Annotated in this window: 13 protein-coding genes and 1 other RNA gene; 7 read left to right on the top strand and 7 right to left on the bottom strand. The window is 65.3% G+C overall.

Features of this window, described 5'->3' with window-relative positions; translation table 11 throughout:
• Nucleotides 1–111 precede the first annotated feature (111 nt).
• On the top strand, nucleotides 112–975 hold the full coding sequence (locus AC4OR5_RS22735) for a phage integrase (protein WP_058160006.1): 864 nt from the start codon (nucleotides 112–114) through the stop codon (nucleotides 973–975).
• Between the two features lie 381 nt (nucleotides 976–1,356).
• Here AC4OR5_RS22735 and ssrA read toward each other — a convergent pair.
• Both ssrA and AC4OR5_RS22725 read right to left on the bottom strand, forming a co-directional pair.
• Nucleotides 1,357–1,709, bottom strand: a transfer-messenger RNA (tmRNA) gene (gene ssrA, locus AC4OR5_RS22730).
• 61 nt (nucleotides 1,710–1,770) lie between these two features.
• Nucleotides 1,771–2,649 (bottom strand): hypothetical protein, encoded by an 879-nt coding sequence (locus tag AC4OR5_RS22725; protein WP_058160016.1) that lies wholly within the window; start codon nucleotides 2,647–2,649, stop codon nucleotides 1,771–1,773.
• 87 nt (nucleotides 2,650–2,736) lie between these two features.
• Here AC4OR5_RS22725 and AC4OR5_RS22720 point away from each other — a divergent pair, with 87 nt between their 5' ends.
• Together AC4OR5_RS22720 and AC4OR5_RS22715 are read left to right on the top strand one after the other, a co-directional pair.
• Complete coding sequence (locus AC4OR5_RS22720) at nucleotides 2,737–3,420, top strand: TetR/AcrR family transcriptional regulator (RefSeq protein ID WP_003085795.1); 684 nt, start codon at nucleotides 2,737–2,739, stop codon at nucleotides 3,418–3,420.
• A 108-nt stretch (nucleotides 3,421–3,528) separates the two neighbouring features.
• The gene (locus tag AC4OR5_RS22715; RefSeq protein ID WP_003085798.1) at nucleotides 3,529–4,470 is read left to right on the top strand and encodes an alpha/beta fold hydrolase; all 942 of its coding nucleotides are present in this window, start codon (nucleotides 3,529–3,531) and stop codon (nucleotides 4,468–4,470) included.
• Between the two features lie 134 nt (nucleotides 4,471–4,604).
• Here AC4OR5_RS22715 and AC4OR5_RS22710 read toward each other — a convergent pair whose 3' ends face one another.
• Nucleotides 4,605–5,438, bottom strand: a complete 834-nt coding sequence (locus AC4OR5_RS22710; protein WP_003109433.1) for a metal-dependent hydrolase — start codon at nucleotides 5,436–5,438, stop codon at nucleotides 4,605–4,607.
• Nucleotides 5,439–5,562: 124 nt separating this feature from the next.
• Here AC4OR5_RS22710 and oruR point away from each other — a divergent pair, with 124 nt between their 5' ends.
• The 3 genes from oruR to AC4OR5_RS22695 all read left to right on the top strand — a co-directional run bounded on the left by oruR (nucleotide 5,563) and on the right by AC4OR5_RS22695 (nucleotide 8,144).
• Nucleotides 5,563–6,582: an ornithine utilization transcriptional regulator OruR gene (oruR, locus tag AC4OR5_RS22705; RefSeq protein WP_003114220.1), complete on the top strand. Its 1,020-nt coding sequence runs from the start codon at nucleotides 5,563–5,565 to the stop codon at nucleotides 6,580–6,582.
• A gap of 101 nt (nucleotides 6,583–6,683) precedes the next feature.
• Complete coding sequence (locus AC4OR5_RS22700; protein ID WP_003085806.1) at nucleotides 6,684–7,325, top strand: MBL fold metallo-hydrolase; 642 nt, start codon at nucleotides 6,684–6,686, stop codon at nucleotides 7,323–7,325.
• 105 nt (nucleotides 7,326–7,430) lie between these two features.
• On the top strand, nucleotides 7,431–8,144 hold the full coding sequence (locus AC4OR5_RS22695; protein ID WP_003085808.1) for a YiaD family glycine zipper/OmpA-like lipoprotein: 714 nt from the start codon (nucleotides 7,431–7,433) through the stop codon (nucleotides 8,142–8,144).
• 69 nt (nucleotides 8,145–8,213) lie between these two features.
• On the opposite strand, the gene yihG is transcribed toward AC4OR5_RS22695, so the two are convergent.
• From yihG to AC4OR5_RS22675, 4 genes are all read right to left on the bottom strand, one after another.
• Entirely contained in the window at nucleotides 8,214–9,128 is a 915-nt protein-coding gene (yihG, locus tag AC4OR5_RS22690) for a 1-acylglycerol-3-phosphate O-acyltransferase, YihG family (RefSeq protein ID WP_003085811.1), read from the bottom strand.
• Nucleotides 9,129–9,254: 126 nt separating this feature from the next.
• Nucleotides 9,255–11,369, bottom strand: a complete 2,115-nt coding sequence (pta, locus tag AC4OR5_RS22685; RefSeq protein WP_003085813.1) for a phosphate acetyltransferase — start codon at nucleotides 11,367–11,369, stop codon at nucleotides 9,255–9,257.
• Nucleotides 11,370–11,431: 62 nt separating this feature from the next.
• Nucleotides 11,432–12,616 carry an acetate kinase gene (locus AC4OR5_RS22680; RefSeq protein ID WP_019486722.1) on the bottom strand — a complete coding sequence of 395 codons (1,185 nt, stop codon included), beginning with the start codon at nucleotides 12,614–12,616 and terminating at the stop codon, nucleotides 11,432–11,434.
• Nucleotides 12,616–12,954 carry a DUF3565 domain-containing protein gene (locus AC4OR5_RS22675; protein ID WP_003109430.1) on the bottom strand — a complete coding sequence of 113 codons (339 nt, stop codon included), beginning with the start codon at nucleotides 12,952–12,954 and terminating at the stop codon, nucleotides 12,616–12,618. Before AC4OR5_RS22675 ends, AC4OR5_RS22680 begins: the two co-directional genes overlap by 1 nt.
• On the opposite strand from AC4OR5_RS22675, the gene AC4OR5_RS22670 reads away from it, so the two are divergent.
• Nucleotides 12,923–13,408: an FKBP-type peptidyl-prolyl cis-trans isomerase gene (locus tag AC4OR5_RS22670; protein WP_003085816.1), complete on the top strand. Its 486-nt coding sequence runs from the start codon at nucleotides 12,923–12,925 to the stop codon at nucleotides 13,406–13,408. The genes AC4OR5_RS22675 and AC4OR5_RS22670 overlap by 32 nt on opposite strands.
• Nucleotides 13,409–13,605: the final 197 nt, after the last annotated feature.

The raw sequence follows: 13,605 nt of genomic DNA, 5'->3' as shown, positions 1-13,605 counted from the left end.
CCGGCCTCCGCCTGCTTGAGGAAGTCGAGAATCTGCTCTTCGGTAAAACGCTTTTTCACTGCCGTCTCCTGCTCGGAAAACGGACTCTACTAAGTTTGACGTGGTACTGAAATCGGGGGGGGGGGGCAGGTCACAAAACCGAAAGATCGGCGCCGATTCTCTGAACTGGTCCTGCTTTGGTATGAACTGCACGGCCACTCCCTGCGCGACGGAAAGCGGCGCTTGTCGAAGCTCCAGCAATTGACGGTTCGTTTGGGTGATCCGGTAGGGACTGCATTTGAGGCGTCTAGCTATGCGCAACTGCGCCGCAAACGGCTAGAGGATGGGATATCCGGGAAGACGTTGAATAACGAATTGGGCTATGTACGGGCCGTATTCAACGAATTGAAAGACCTGGGCCAGATTGACTATGCCAACCCCTTGGTAGGGGTGAAACCTTTAAAGCTCCAAGAGCGCGAGCTTTCTTGGCTGACCACAGAACAGATCACCGAGTTGCTCGAAGCGATTCGCAGCGGCAGTGACAACCCCCATACGGAACTGGTGACGTTGCTTTGCCTTGCCACGGGGGCCCGTTGGTCTGAGGCGGAAAAGCTGGTTCCACAACGGCTACAGGGCAACGTCGTGACCTATGCCGGAACGAAGTCGGGGAGGGTTCGCCACGTTCCAATTCCTACCGAGTTGGCCGACAAGATCAGGATGCATTGGCGAACGCACGGCCTGTTCACGTCCTGCATCACATCCTTCCGCCGCGCCCTGGAGCGGACCACAATTCGGCTACCGAAAGGGCAGGCGAGCCACGCCCTACGACATACCTTCGCTAGCCACTTCATGATGAATGGGGGCAACATTCTCACTCTTCAGAAAATCCTTGGGCATTCCACACTGACCATGACTATGCGTTATGCCCACTTGTCTCCTGATCACCTTCAAGATGCTATTCGTCATGGCCCTATGGCGCTCAGAGATTTGTTCTAAGCCAGTTTTGGCAGCCGGTATTGAAAGAGTTTGTCCAAGCGGCACCTCTACCCATCTGGGCGACTAGCAAACGGTCATTGCTATCTATAAAAGTTAAAAGGTAGTCCCTGATCTGTTGGCTATTTAAGTCGCTTACGACTAACCATGTCGAGTCTAGACAGTGCCAGCGGGTAGGGAAAACCTGGGTAATTGCTTGGACAAGAGTGTTGTAGTCTTTCCCGGGTGTAATTAGGTCGTAACCGATCATGTAAACAGCCATGTGAACCTCCTTGTGGGGCGAAGTGCCACTATAACGCTAGCTGAGGTTCGGATAGTCGTCGACATTTTTTCGACACCAAAAGAAAAACCCCTGAAAAACTCTAAGCTTTTCAGGGGCTTATTTGGTGGAGCCGGGGGGATTTGAACCCCCGTCCGCCAGCTCTCCGCTATCGGTTCTACATGCTTAGCCAGCTCTACTGAGTTAACTCCGCGCCGCCCGAGTGGCAGGGTGCTTGGAGCGAGCTGTATGAGTTTTAGCCGTTACGTCTACAGCGAACTTGGCGGCGATCCTGTTCTATCTGACAGTCGTTTCGGGTTTACAGGCATCCCCTAGCGACTGCTAGCCGCATTAAGCAGCTAGAGCGTAGTTGTCGTCGTTGGCAACTATAAGTTTGCAGCAGCGAATTTACGAGTTCTGCTACCAGCTCGGCATGCCCCTCAAGTTTTGTTACCGGCGTCGAATCCTAATCGGCCCCAAAACCTTGACAGGTCGACGACCAGTCTACGGCAAAGGGCTGCGAGAGTCCAATCCGCCGCTCATAAACCTTTGACGCCGCTGGGTTTCCCCTCCGGAGGCGGGCTCAGGTCCAGGGGTTTGTCCGGTGCCTTGGCGTTCCGCCCGGGCGCCAGCTGTTTTTCCACGTCGGCCTGGATCGCCTGCAACACCGGTTGCAGGTCGCGCATGTTGTCGCGGACCTCGGGGTAAGGGTGGTCCTTGGCGAAATCGGCGATGCGTTCCAGCAACTGGGCGCGCACCGGGGAGGGCAGGTGGATGAACAGCTCGGGCATTTCCTTGGCCAGCTCGGCGGAGTAGAGCACCAGGTCCTGGCGCTCGAACTGGGCGGTGAGGCCGAGGTAGTCGAGGGCGCTGCCGGTGAGCATCGCCGCGGCCGCCTTGGTTTCCTGCATGCCCTGCAGACGCGCGGGGTTGCGCTGTTCGGCCTGGGACAGGGTCATCCAGAATTCGACGGTGAGGGTGAACAGGATCGACTGCTCGCGCAGCGAGTAGCTCATCAGGCCCAGCGCCTCGGCGCCGTAGGGCTGTTTGGCGGCGCGGAAGTCGAAGTACAGGCGCATCAGCTCCTTGAGCTTGAACAGCACTTCGCGGGCCTCGTTCTGGCGGATCTCCAGGGGGCTGTAGATGTTCAGCTGCGGGCGGAAGTTTTCCTCGCTGACCATGCGCAGGTAGAGCGGCCCGGTGAATTCGCCGCTGCGTCGCGGCAGGGCGTTCTTCTGGGTTTCCTCGATCTTCTTCAGGGCGTCGATCAGCACCTGGTAGTCGTGGCTGTCCCAGGGCTTCTGGATGTCCGGGATGCGCTGGCCGAGGTAGTAGAGGTCGGCGGCCGCGAGCGGGCGGCCGAGAACCAGTAAAAGGATGGCCAGCGGCCAGAGCAGGCGGCGTGATAGGGTCGGCACGGACTTTCCTTGCGGGGCGCGTGGATCGGCCTAGGTTAGCGATGGCCGGGGCCGGCGTCACCCCGCGCTTCGATTGGGGCGGACGGGATGGCAACGGCGCAGTGGGACGGCTTGCAGGCGGTATTCGAGGACCTCGGCGGCTACGGCGCGCTGGCGCGCCAGGCGGCGCAGGGCGAGGGGCCGCTGGTGGGGCATCTGCAACGGACCAACATCCAGCTCGCGGCGATCCCGGTGTTCACCCGCAAGGGAGTCGCCGAGACCACGGTCAACGACCTGCTGGAGGCGGCGCGGGTCTCGCGGCGGACTTTCTACAAGTATTTCGCCGGCAAGCTGGAGGTGCTGGAAAGCATCTACCACAGCGCCGTGCAATTGCTGCTGGCGCGCTTCGGCGGGCTGCGCAGCGAGGCAGGCAGCGACGAGGACTGGCTGCGGGCGATGGTCTCGCTGTTCTTCGACTACCACCTGGCGGTCGGTCCGATCATCCGCATGATGCAGGAGGAGGCCCTGCATGCCGGCTCGCCGCTGGCGGCGCACCGGCAGCGCGCGCACCTGAAGATTATCGAGCTGTGGGCCGAGCGCCTGGGCGCCCAGGGTGCGGCCCACGATGCGCTGACCTACCGGGTGCTGATCTGGGCGATGGAGGCGGCTTCGCTGGAGCTGCTCAATGCCAGCGACCCGCTGGAGCTGCCGCGGGTCAAGCGGGTGCTCGGCGACCTGCTGGTGGGTACGCTCTGTCCCAGCACCCAGGCTCCGACGAGACTGCAAGGGTAACAGCCGGGCAGTCGCCGCTCGCGCCTACAGAACCTAGGTTGGGCTCGCAGCCCACCGTGGCCATGCTCTGATGCCCTGTCATAACAACAAGACGGGAGACGTGCGTCCATGTCCGCGACACCCTATCTGCTGCAACCGCCGCTGGCGGTCGGATTCGCCCGCCTGGGCTTCGGCTCCCTCTCGCTGGAGTCGTTGCGCGAGCGCTACGCCGCACCGTCCAGCGGCTCGCGCTTCATCGAGCTGGACGGTTTCCCGCTGCACTACCGCGACGAAGGCAGCCGCGACAAGCCGGTACTGGTGATGATCCACGGCGTGGTCGCCTCGCTGCACACCTGGGACGACTGGGTGAAGGCGATGTCGCCCTACTTCCGCATCGTGCGCTTCGACGTGCCGGGCTTCGGCCTGACCGGGCCGGGGCGTGACAGCCGTTACTCCGGCGAGCGCATGGTGGCGATCCTCGGCCAGTTGCTCGATTTCCTGAAGATCGACAAGGCCTCGATCGCCGGCAACTCCCTGGGCGGTTATATCGCCTGGAACTTCGCCCTGGCGCAGCCGCAGCGAGTGGAGCGGCTGGTGCTGATCGACCCGGCCGGTTACCAGATGCGCAAGGTGCCGTGGATGATCGCCTCGGCGGCGCTGCCCGGCTCGACCCTGGCGATGCCGCTGTGGATGCCGCGAGCGCTGATCGCCCAGGGCATCAAGGAAGTCTATGGCGAGCCGGGGCGGATCAAGCCGGGAGTGGTCGACCGTTACTACGACCTGAGCCGCCGCCCGGGCAACCGCAAGGGCATGATGGAGATCTTCCGCGTGTTGCTGAAGGTCAACCGCGAGGAACTCGGCACCTCCGGCGAACGCATCGCCCGGATCGTCGCGCCGACCCTGCTGATGTGGGGCGAACGCGACCGCTGGATCTCGCCGAAGCACGTACCGCTGTGGCAACGCGACCTGCCGGGGATCCAGGTGAAGACCTATCCGGGCGTCGGGCATATCCCCATGGAGGAGATTCCCGAGCAGACCGCGGCGGATGCACTGCGCTTCCTGATGGCCTGATCCCAGGCCGTCATGAAGAAGCCCGCGCTGGTCAGTCGCGGGCTTTTTAATGCATGGACGAAAGGCCGAAATACCAGGCAGGGCAGGGAAGCGATGCAAGCCCCTCTCGCGGCGCGGAGGGGCGGCGAGGAGGGTCAGGCGGCCTTCGGTTCCGGTTCGAACTGGTCGCGGTACTGCTCGATGAGGTGCAGGTTATTGTGCTGCCAGGGGTGGAAGTCCTTCTTGTAGAAGTCCAGGTACACGCCCACCAGCGAGCGGAACACGCCGTCCTTGCCCCACAGCCACTTGATGCCGTCGCGCCAGACCTTGAAGTTCCACAGCAGGCCGTCGCGCTTGAGCATGTGGACCAGGCCCTTGGTGGTGTCGAGGGCGAAGAAGAAGGTGCCCTGGACCATCGCCCGGCGGCGCAGCCTGGCCTTGCCGTTGACCAGCATGAACACGTCGTAGGCCACCGCCTTGTGCTCGGTTTCCTCCAGTGCGTGCCAACGCCACAGGCGGGCCATGGTCGGGTCGGCGCCTTCCAGCCACCTGGGGTTGCTCAGCAGGCCGTCGGCCATGATCGCGGTGAGGTGCTCCAGGGCTGCGGTGGCCGCCAGTTGCCGCGACGGGTGCAGTTTCTGCTGGGCGAAGCGGATGCGCCGTTTGGCGCCGCCTTCCAGGCGGTCGATGTCGTAGCCGAGGGCGCGCAGGCGGTCGCTGTAGACCAGGTGCTCGCGGCTGTGGTGGCCTTCCTGGCCGATGAAGCCACGGATCTGCTGCTTCAGCGCCGGGTCCTCGACCCGCTCGCGGTAGTGGCGCACGGAGTCGATGAAGAAGCGCTCGCCATCGGGGAACAGCACCGACATGGCGTTGAACATGTGGGTCTTGAAAGCGTCGCCGCTGTGCCAGTGGCGCGGCATCGGATCGGGCAGGTCGAAGTCCAGATGACGCGGGCGGATCTCCAGACCTTCGGGGGTGGTGCTGGCCATAGCGGCTCCCTGTGATGGTGAAGGACCATGGGATCGACTATCGCTTGCGGGGGATAGCCTCACAAGGTTATCTTCTGCCAACTTTCCGGTCATATCCGGCCAGCGGTCAGAACAATAAACAGCCATGAAACAACCGCTCAATTTCACCGCCGAACTGGTGCCGGTGGCCTATGCCGAGGCACTACTCGATCTTGTCGCGGAGTACGGCGTATCCCGCCAGGCGCTGTTCGACGCTGCGCGGGTGCGTCCCGAGGTGCTGGACAGCCCGAACGGCCGCCTGTCCTTCCTCGACTTCAACCAGCTCACCTACAGCGCCCAGGCCCTGTGCGGCGAGCCGGCGCTGGGGCTGGTGCTCGGCCAGCGCCTGAACGTCTCCGCCCACGGCATCCTCGGCTACGCGGTGCTGTCCAGCGCCAACCTGGGCAAGGCCATCCAGTTCGCCCTCAAGTACTACCGGGTGCTCGGCCTGGCCTACGAACTGGAACTGGTGCTCGATGACGGCCGCGCCGAGTTGCGCGCGGTGGAGTCGATGCCGCTGGGCGCCGCTTCGGTGTTCGCCGCCGAGGGCCTGATGGCGACGCTGTATTCCATCGCCTGCTTCCTGGTCGGCGAGCCGTTGCAGGACGTGCGGGTCGGCTTCGCCTATCCGCCGCCGGCCCATGCCCGGCGCTACGCCGAGGTGTTCGGGGTGGCTGCGGAGTTCGAGCAGCCCTGGCACTGGCTGAGCATGCCCAGCGAGTACCTGGAACGACCGATGGCGCTGGCCAACCCGGCCACGGTGCAGATGTGCGAGCAGCAGTGCGAGGCGCTGCTGGCCACCCTGGACGTCCAGGAAGGCCTGCTGACCCGTGTGCGCCGCCTGCTGCTGGCGCGTCCCGGCGACTTCCCCGACCTCGAACAGGCCGCCCGCGAACTGCACACCAGCGGGCGCAGCCTGCGCCGGCACCTGTCGTCGCTGGGCACCACCTACCAGCAGGTCCTCGACGATGTGCGCAAGCGCCTGGCCCTGCAATACCTGACCACCACCCAGCTACCGCTGTACGAGATTGCCCTGTTGCTCGGCTTCAACGACTCGTCGAACTTCCGCCGGGCGTTCCGCAAGTGGACCGGCAAGCTGCCCAGCGACTACCGCGAAGCGCCCTGAGCCGACGCCGACGGTCCTCGGCACCAGGCGGATGTGCCATGCTTGGCGTTTCATAGAAATCCATGGCGCGCTTGCCGCGCCGACCGTGATCGGAGTCTTGCATGTCGACATCCCCCGCGCTGATCCGCGAAACCTTTCCCGTCGGGCCTTTGCAGTGCAACTGCACCATCATTGGCGATCCGCTGACCAGGAAGGCCATCGTCGTCGATCCGGGCGGCGACCACGAACTGATCCTGCAGCGCCTCGACCGCCTCGGCCTGCAAGTGGTCAGCATCATCCATACCCACGCGCACCTGGATCACTTCCTCGCCTCCGGCGAGATGAAGAAGCGCACCGGCGCCAGCCTGCACCTGCACAAGGACGACCAGTTCCTCTGGGACAACCTGGAGATGCAGTGCCAACTGTTCGGCGTGCCCTACACGCCGGTGCCGGCCCCGGACCGCTGGCTGGCCGACGACGAGGAACTGGCCTGCGGTTGCGGAGTGGCACTGCACACGCCGGGGCATACGCCGGGCTCGATGAGTTTCTGGTTCCCCCGGGCGAAGCTGCTGATCGCCGGCGACACCCTGTTCCGCCGCGGCATCGGCCGCACCGACCTGTGGGGCGGCGACTCGGCGGCGATCCAGCGTTCGATCCGGCAGCGCCTGTACAGCCTCGACGAGGATGCCACGGTGGTCGCCGGCCACGGCCCGGATACCACGCTGGGCGAAGAGATGCGCGAGAATCCCTTCGTCAGGGGCTGAAAAGGATTTTTCCGAGCATCGGGAATTTTGCCACCTGGCTATGCTCTAAGATGTCGGCCGCCCCTCACGCAGGGGCGTTTCAGTACCTCGAGGAGTAGTTTTCCCATGTTCACCTCCCGTTGCCTGCCTCTGGCCGCAGCCGTCACCGCACTGGCGCTGCTCGCCGGTTGTGCCAACAACAACCCCTACGACACGCAAAGCCAAAGCCAGGGTGGCATGAGCAAGACGGCCAAGTACGGCGGACTGGGTGCGCTGGCCGGCGCCGTCGCCGGCGCCGCGATCGACCACAACAACCGTGGCAAGGGCGCGCTGATCGGCGCTGCCGTCGCTGGCGCCGCCGCTGCGGGCTATGGCTACTACGCCGACAAGCAGGAAGCCGAGCTGCGTCGGCAGATGGAAGGCACCGGCGTGGAAGTGCAGCGCCAGGGCGACGACATCAAGCTGATCATGCCGGGCAACATCACCTTCGCCACCGATTCGGCGAACATCGCTCCGAGCTTCTACGCGCCGCTGAACAACCTGGCGAACTCGTTCAAGCAGTACAACCAGAACACCATCGAGATCGTCGGCTACACCGACAGCACCGGCAGCCGCCAGCACAACATGGACCTGTCCCAGCGTCGTGCGCAGAGCGTGGCCGGCTACCTGACCGCCCAGGGCGTCGACGGCACTCGCCTGAGTACCCGCGGCATGGGCCCGGACCAGCCGATCGCGAGCAACTCCACCGCCGACGGTCGCGCGCAGAACCGGCGCGTCGAGGTCAACCTGCGACCGGTTCCGGGCGCCCAGGGCCCGGCGCAGACCCAGCCGCAGTACTGATCGCGGACTGGACGAAAAAGCCCGCCATTCGGCGGGCTTTTTCATGGGCGCTGGTCGGCGCTCTTCGTCCTACGCCTTGGCGTTACCGGGAAACTCGCGGTGCAGGCTGTCGAGCAACTGGTCCTTGCGCTCCCACAGCTGGTTGACCCATTGCTGGAATTCCGCGCGGTAGCCGGCGTCCTGGTCGTAGCTCTTGCCGACGAACTGGCGCGGAATCTCCAGTTCCTCGAAGCGCACCACGACGTCCTTCAGGCGTCCGGAAAGCAGGCACCAGAAGGTCGGGCTGCCGTCCGGGTAGTGGATGGTCACGTTGACCAGGGTCTTCAATTGCTCGCCCATGGCGTCGAGGACGAAGGCGATGCCGCCGGCCTTGGGCTTGAGCAGGTGGCGGAACGGCGACTGCTGCTCGTCGTGCTTGGCGCGGGTGAAACGGGTGCCTTCGAGGAAGTTGAACACTGCTACCGGGATGCGGCTGAACTTGGCGCAGGCCTTGCGCGTGGTCGCCAGGTCCTGGCCTTTCTTCTCCGGGTGCCTGGCCAGGTAGGCCTTGCTGTAGCGCTTCATGAAGGGAAAATCGAGGGCCCACCAGCACAGGCCGATGATCGGGACCCAGATCAGTTCCTGCTTGAGGAAGAAGCGCAGCAGCGGGATGCGTCGGTTCAACTGGTATTGCAGGACGAGGATGTCGACCCAGCTCTGGTGGTTGCTGGTGACCAGGTAGGAGTGTTGGTACTCCAGGCCCTCCAGGCCCTGGACGTTCCAGCGGGTGCGCTGGACCAGGTTCATCCAGCCCTTGTTGCAGGCGATCCAGCCTTCGGCGATCAGGCTCATGATCTTGCTGCACAGGCGCTGGGCGGCGGCGAACGGCAGGAGCAGCTTGACCAGGGTCATGCCGAACAGCAGGCAGGCCCAGCACAGGGTGCTGGACACCAGCAGCAGGCCGGCCAGGGAGCCGCGCAGGAAATGGGGGAGAAACGACAGCATCAAGGAGTCCTTGTACGTAGGCGCCCGGCCAGGGCCGGGCGCGTGGAGCGGGGCGTGGTCCCGCCGTTCACATGGCACATCCTCGTGCCTGGCCGAAGCCAGTGCCGCCCACTGGGCGGCGTTCCTTCAGGCCGGGGCCTGGGCGTCCGCCTGGATGGCGGTGAGGGCGATGGTGTAGACGATGTCTTCCACCAGCGCGCCGCGCGACAGGTCGTTCACCGGTTTGCGCAGGCCTTGCAGCATCGGCCCGACGCTGACGCAATCGGCGCTGCGCTGCACCGCCTTGTAGGTGGTGTTGCCGGTGTTCAGGTCGGGGAAGATGAACACCGTGGCCTGCCCGGCCACCGGGCTGTTCGGCGCCTTCTGGCGGCCGACGCTGGCGATGGCGGCGGCATCATACTGCAAGGGTCCGTCGATCAACAGGTCGGGGCGCTGCTCGCGCGCCAGGCGGGTGGCCTCGCGAACCTTGTCGACATCCACCCCGGAACCGGAGTCGCCGGTGGAGTAGCTGATCATCGCGACCCGTGCAGGGATGCCGAAAGCCTGCGCCGACGCGGCACTCTGCACGGCGATCTCGGCCAGGTCACTGGCCGAAGGATCGGGATTCACCGCGCAATCGCCGTAGACCAGCACCTGGTCCGGTAACAACATGAAAAACACTGACGACACCAGGTTGTAGCCGGGCGCGGTCTTGATCAGTTGCAGCGCCGGGCGGATGGTGCTGGCGGTGGTGTGGATGGCGCCGGAGACCAGGCCGTCGACCTCGTCCAGGGCAAGCATCATGGTCGCCAGGACCACGCTGTCCTCCAGTTGCTGCTCCGCCATCGGCGCGTTCAGCCCCTTGCCCTTGCGCAGCTCGACCATCGGTTCGACGTAGCGCTGCCGCACCAGGTCCGGGTCGATGATCTCCAGGCCTTCCGGTAGCACGATGCCCTGGGCCTGGGCCACCGCCTGGACCTCGTCCGGCTTGGCCAGCAGCACGCAGCGGGCGATGCCGCGCGCCTGGCAGATCGCCGCCGCCTGCACGGTGCGCGGCTCGCTGCCCTCGGGCAGGACGATGCGCTTGCCGGCCTTCTGCGCGCGTTGCACCACCTGGTAGCGGAACGCCGGCGGCGACAGGCGCAGCTCGCGCGGCGTACCGCAGCGCTGCTTGAGCCATTCGAAATCGATGTGCCCGGCGACGAACTCGGTGACCCGCTCGGCGCGCTCGCGGTCGTCCACCGGGATTTCCTTGTTCATCCGGTTCAGGTTGGTCGCGGTGTCGTAGGAGCCGGTGGCCACCGACAGCACTGGCAGGCCTCCCTGCAAGGCGCCGCGGCAGAGTTCCATGATCCGCGGGTCGGGCGGGAAGTCGCTGCACAGCAGCAGGCCGGCCAAGGGTACGCCGTTCATCGCGGCCAGGCTGGCGGCAAGGATGATGTCGTCGCGGTCGCCGGGGGTCACCACCAGCACGCCGGGCTTGAGCAGTTGCACGGTGTTGGGCACGGCGCGGGCGCATAGCACGATCTTCTGCACCCGGCGCTGCTCGTAGTCGCCGGCGTTGATCACCCGTGCGCTGAGCAGGTCGGCGATGTCGCGGGTGCGCGCGGCGTTGAGTTCGTCCTGCCAGGGAATGCAGCCGATCAGGCGGAAGTCGTCGCGCAGCAGCGGCGAGTGTTCGGTGAGGCGCCGGGCGAAGTCCGCCACGCCGTCCTCGGCGTTGGCCGCGTCGGCCTCGCCGCGGACCTTGTTGAGGATCACCCCGAGCACCTTCGGGTCGCGCGGGCCGCCGAACAGTTGGGCCTGGATCTCGATACGGTCGGTCAGTTCGGTGAGCGTCTCGTTTTCCGGCGCGGAGACCAGGATCACCTCGGCGTCGAGACTCTTCGCCAGGTGGAAGTTGACCCGCGCGGCGTAGCTGGCGTGACGGGTCGGTACCATGCCTTCGACGATCACCACGTCCTTGTCGGCGGCGGCGCGCTGGTAGAGGCTGATGATCTCTTCGAGCAGTTCGTCCAGTTGGCCGTCGCCGAGCATCCGCTCGACCTGGGCCAGCGGCAGCGGCTTCGGCGTATCCAGGCCGTGGGTGCGCGCCACCAGTTCGCTGGAGCGCTCCGGGCCGAGGTCGCCGGGATGCAGCTGGGCGATGGGTTTGAAGAAGCCGACCTTCAGCCCGGCGCGTTCCAGGGCGCGAAGCAGGCCGAGGCTGATCGAGGTGAGGCCGACGCCGAAACCGGTCGGGGCGATGAAGAAGGTATGCATCTGGGCTCCTTAAGCCGTGCGTTTGGCCACGCCGCCTGGTTGGGCGGGGGCGTCGATCCAGTTCAGTCGAGCAGGGCCAGCGTGTCGAGGGCGATCTGCCGCTCTTCGTTGGTCGGGATCACCAGTACCCGCGGATGCCCCGCGGCCTGGATCGGCCCGGCGACGCCGCGCACGCAGCGGGCGTTGGCCTCCTGGTCGAGGCGCAGGCCGAACAGCCGCAGGTGGGCGGCGGTCTTGGCGCGCACCAGCGGCGAGTTCTCGCCGATGCCACCGGTGAAGATCACCCCGTCCAGTTGCGGCAGGGCGCAGCTCATCGCCGCCAGGGACTTGGCCAGGCGGTAGCAGAACACCTCGATCGCCAGGGCCGCGCCGGGGTGGCCCTGCTCGCGCTCCTGCTCCAGGGTGCGCATGTCGTTGGACAGGTCGGAGAGGCCGAGCAGGCCGCTTTCGTTGTTCAGCATCGAGTCGATGCGCTCCAGGCTCCAGCCCAGGGTCCGCGCCAGGTGGCTGTGCAGGTTGGGGTCGACGTCGCCGCTGCGGGTGCCCATTACCAGGCCTTCCAGCGGGGTCAGGCCCATGCTGGTGTCGAGGCTCTGGCCGTTGACGATGGCGCAGGTCGAGCTGCCGTTGCCGAGGTGGGCGCTGAGCCAACTGCTGTCGCCGACCGCCAACCCGGCCATTTCCGCGGCGCGGTGGCTGACGTAGCGGTGGCTGGTGCCGTGGAAGCCGTAGCGGCGCACGCCATGCTCACGGTAGAGGGCCTCCGGCAGGGCGTAGCGGTAGGCGTGCTCCGGCAGGCTCTGGTGGAAGGCGGTGTCGAACACGGCGACGTGGGGCAGCTTGGGAAACAGCGTCATCGCTGCCTCGATGCCTTGCAGGTTGGCCGGGTTGTGCAGCGGCGCCAGCGGCGCGGTGGCCCGGATCGCCTCGACCACCCGGTCGTCGATGCGCGTGGCATGGGTGAACAGCTCGCCGCCATGCACCACCCGGTGGCCGATGCCGTGGAGCTTGCCGCCCGCGGCGTTCTGCACCATCGGCAGCAACTGGGCGAGGGCGGCGCGGTGGTCGGCGTTGGGAATCATCAGGCTGTCGCTGTCGCCGCCGCGCTTCCAGCGCAGCACCGCATCGCGGCTGCCCAGGCGCTCGGCGAGGCCGTGCAGGGGAAACAGGGAGTGGGCCTCGTTGACCAGGGCGAACTTGATCGACGAACTGCCGCAGTTGATCACCAGTATGTTGCGTGAGGGCATCACTGCTCCTTGGTCTGCTCTTCTTCTTCCCGGGCACACCAGCCGCAGCGAAATTCGCGGCCGAGCTGTCTGTGCCGCTCGTTTTCGTCAAGGACCCAGGCGCGCGATTGCCAGGGCGGTTGGTGGCGCAGGTGTTGAGTATGGCCACAGGACAAGACTGCCACCCAATGGCCTTCCTCGTCCTGATGAAAATCAATCACCCGCGACGGCGCCCGCGCGCCCCGTTCATCAGGGGCGCGGTCGCTTTCGGGGCTATTGATGCGTACACTTACGCATTCATCTTCTTTATCGAAAAGGTTTCGAACCATGCAGATCGCGGCCAACAAGGCGGTTTCCATCGACTATACCCTGACCAACGACGCCGGGGATGTCATCGACAGTTCCGCTGGTGGCGCGCCGCTGGTCTACCTGCACGGTGCCGGCAACATCATCGTCGGCCTGGAGAAGGCCCTGGAAGGCAAGAACGTCGGTGACGAACTGAGCGTCGCCATCGAGCCGGAAGACGCCTATGGCGAATACAGCGCCGAACTGGTCGCGACCCTGACCCGCGAGATGTTCGAAGGCGTCGACGAACTGGAAGTCGGCATGCAGTTCCACGCCTCGGCTCCGGACGGCGGCATGCAGATCGTCACCATCCGCGACATCGACGGCGACGACGTGACCGTCGACGGCAACCATCCGCTGGCCGGCCAGCGCCTGAACTTCAAGGTCAAGGTAGTCGACGTGCGCGAGGCCAACGCCGAGGAAATCGCCCACGGCCATATCCATGGCGAAGGCGGTCACCACCACTGATCGGCGTTCATTCGCCGATTGATGACCTGGGCCGTCCGCCGGCGGAACTGCTAAGCTGGTATAGCGAAAGGCGCCTGTGGGCGCCTTTCGCGTCATGCGCCATGCCTGGGCTCTTTACCCCGTCCCTGGGGATGCGCCGCAGCCAGGGTTCTTGCCCGGTGCGGGGCTTGGCACGTTGTGTCGCTGAATGCGCAAGG

The sequence above is a fragment of the Pseudomonas sp. YA1 genome (genome assembly GCF_058680555.1).
The sequence above is the reverse complement of the archived record's forward strand: the minus strand, read 5'-3'. Positions and strand labels throughout refer to the sequence as shown.

Excerpts from the sequence above, each read along its gene's own strand:
- oruR (WP_003114220.1), top strand. The coding sequence starts at position 5,563 with ATGAAACAACCGCTCAATTTCACCGCCGAACTGGTGCCGGTGGCCTAT.
- pta (WP_003085813.1), bottom strand. The coding sequence starts at position 11,369 with ATGCATACCTTCTTCATCGCCCCGACCGGTTTCGGCGTCGGCCTCACC.
- AC4OR5_RS22710 (WP_003109433.1), bottom strand. The coding sequence starts at position 5,438 with ATGGCCAGCACCACCCCCGAAGGTCTGGAGATCCGCCCGCGTCATCTG.
- AC4OR5_RS22675 (WP_003109430.1), bottom strand. The coding sequence starts at position 12,954 with ATGGAAACCGCCTTGTTGGCCGCGATCTGCATGGTTCGAAACCTTTTC.
- AC4OR5_RS22680 (WP_019486722.1), bottom strand. The coding sequence starts at position 12,616 with ATGCCCTCACGCAACATACTGGTGATCAACTGCGGCAGTTCGTCGATC.
- AC4OR5_RS22695 (WP_003085808.1), top strand. The coding sequence starts at position 7,431 with ATGTTCACCTCCCGTTGCCTGCCTCTGGCCGCAGCCGTCACCGCACTG.
- yihG (WP_003085811.1), bottom strand. The coding sequence starts at position 9,128 with ATGCTGTCGTTTCTCCCCCATTTCCTGCGCGGCTCCCTGGCCGGCCTG.
- AC4OR5_RS22715 (WP_003085798.1), top strand. The coding sequence starts at position 3,529 with ATGTCCGCGACACCCTATCTGCTGCAACCGCCGCTGGCGGTCGGATTC.
- AC4OR5_RS22700 (WP_003085806.1), top strand. The coding sequence starts at position 6,684 with ATGTCGACATCCCCCGCGCTGATCCGCGAAACCTTTCCCGTCGGGCCT.
- AC4OR5_RS22670 (WP_003085816.1), top strand. The coding sequence starts at position 12,923 with ATGCAGATCGCGGCCAACAAGGCGGTTTCCATCGACTATACCCTGACC.
- AC4OR5_RS22720 (WP_003085795.1), top strand. The coding sequence starts at position 2,737 with ATGGCAACGGCGCAGTGGGACGGCTTGCAGGCGGTATTCGAGGACCTC.